This window comes from Limimaricola cinnabarinus LL-001 (genome assembly GCF_000466965.1).
In the GTDB taxonomy this organism is placed as follows: domain Bacteria; phylum Pseudomonadota; class Alphaproteobacteria; order Rhodobacterales; family Rhodobacteraceae; genus Limimaricola; species Limimaricola cinnabarinus.
The window spans coordinates 1-1509 of the sequence record NZ_BATB01000148.1; the positions used below are offsets into that span (position 1 = coordinate 1).

Consider the following 1509-nt stretch of genomic DNA (forward strand, 5'->3'; position numbering starts at 1 on the left):
CCGGCCTCGCCGACTGGATCGCGGCGGAGGTGGCGTTTCCCTCCTCCATGGTGGACCGGATCACGCCGGCGGCGACCGAGGCGACGCTGACGCTCGCCGCGCGGCTCACCGGGGGTCGAGGACGCCGCGGCGATCGAGACCGAGCCCTTCTGCCAATGGGTGATCGAGGATCGTTTTGCGCAGGGCCGCCCCGACTGGGCGGCGGGCGGCGCGATCTTCGTCGATGACGTCGCGCCCTATGAGCGGATGAAGCTGCGGATGCTCAACGGGGCGCATTCGCTGATCGCCTATGCCGGGTTCATCGCGGGGCATGCGCTGGTGCGGGGCGCGATGGCCGATCCCGCGCTCTCGGTGCTGGCGCGGCGGCACATCGCGGCGGCGGCCGCGACGCTCGACCCGCTGCCCGGCATCGACCTCGATGCTTATGGCGATGAGCTTGCCGCGCGCTTTGCCAACCCGGCGATCGCGCATGAGACCTACCAGATCGCGATGGATGGCAGCCAGAAGCTGCCGCAGCGCATCTTCGCCCCGGCCTGCGACGCGCAACGGGCGGGGCAGGATCCGCGGCCCTTCGCCTTCGCCCACCGCGGCCTGGGCGCGCTACTGCATGGGCCGTGGCGAAGCGGGCGCGAGCCATGCGCTGCGCGACCCGCGCGAAGCCGAAATCGCCGCCGTCGTGGAGGCGGCGGGCGGCGATGCGCAGGCACTTATCGCCGGGTTGTTGCGGCTGCCGGGGCTGACGCCGGAGGCGCTTCTCGGTGGCGCGTTCGAGGCGCAGGCGGCACGGATCCTGCGCGACATGCTGGCGCGGGGCATGGTCGCTGCTATCGCAGGGGAGGCGGTGTGATGCAATTGCTCGCGATCGGGGAATGCATGATCGAGATGTCGGGCGGCGAGGATGGCTGCTGGCGCATGGGCTTTGCCGGGGACACGCTCAACACGCTTTGGTACGCGCGGGCCGGTCTCGATCCGGCCGATGGGCCGGTCGGCTATTTCACCGCTCTGGGGACCGACGGGTTTTCCGACCGGATCGTCGGATTTCTCGACCACGCCGGTATCGACACTGGCACGATCCGGCGCCTCTCCGACCGGCGGCCCGGTCTCTACATGATCGAGCAGAAGGACGGCGACCGCGCCTTCACCTATTGGCGCGAAAGCTCGGCGGCGCGCGGTCTCGCCGATGACGCGGCGGCGCTGCGCGCAGCAATGGCGGAGGCGCGGATGATCTACCTGTCGGGGATCACGCTGGCAATCCTTCCGCCCGGGGGCCGGGCGCGGCTGTTCGATGCGCTGCGCGACGTGCGAAAGGGCGGGGCGCGCATCGCCTTCGATTCCAATATCCGACCCGCGCTTTGGTCGAACGAGGCCGAGATGCGCGACGCGATCACCGCCGCCGCGGCGCTGTCCGACATCGTTCTGCCGAGCTTCGACGACGAGGCGCGCTGGTTCGGCGACGCCGATCCCGCCGCTTGCGCCGCGCGCTATGCCACCGCCGGGGCGGGCGAGGTG

At 71.1% G+C, this 1509-nt stretch carries 2 protein-coding genes and 2 pseudogenes; all 4 read left to right on the forward strand.

Annotation, left to right across the window (positions count from 1 at the left end; translation table 11 throughout):
* Positions 1–227, forward strand: a pseudogene (locus tag MBELCI_RS22175) (mannitol dehydrogenase family protein); the annotation flags it as partial.
* A gap of 31 nt (positions 228–258) precedes the next feature.
* Positions 259–519 (forward strand): annotated as a pseudogene (locus MBELCI_RS22180) (mannitol dehydrogenase family protein); the annotation flags it as partial.
* 88 nt (positions 520–607) lie between these two features.
* On the forward strand, positions 608–847 hold the full coding sequence (locus tag MBELCI_RS22185; protein ID WP_021695815.1) for a hypothetical protein: 240 nt from the start codon (positions 608–610) through the stop codon (positions 845–847).
* The coding region (locus MBELCI_RS18770; protein ID WP_045320552.1) for a sugar kinase at positions 847–1509 on the forward strand (663 nt) is incomplete at its 3' end. The genes MBELCI_RS22185 and MBELCI_RS18770, both read left to right, overlap by 1 nt.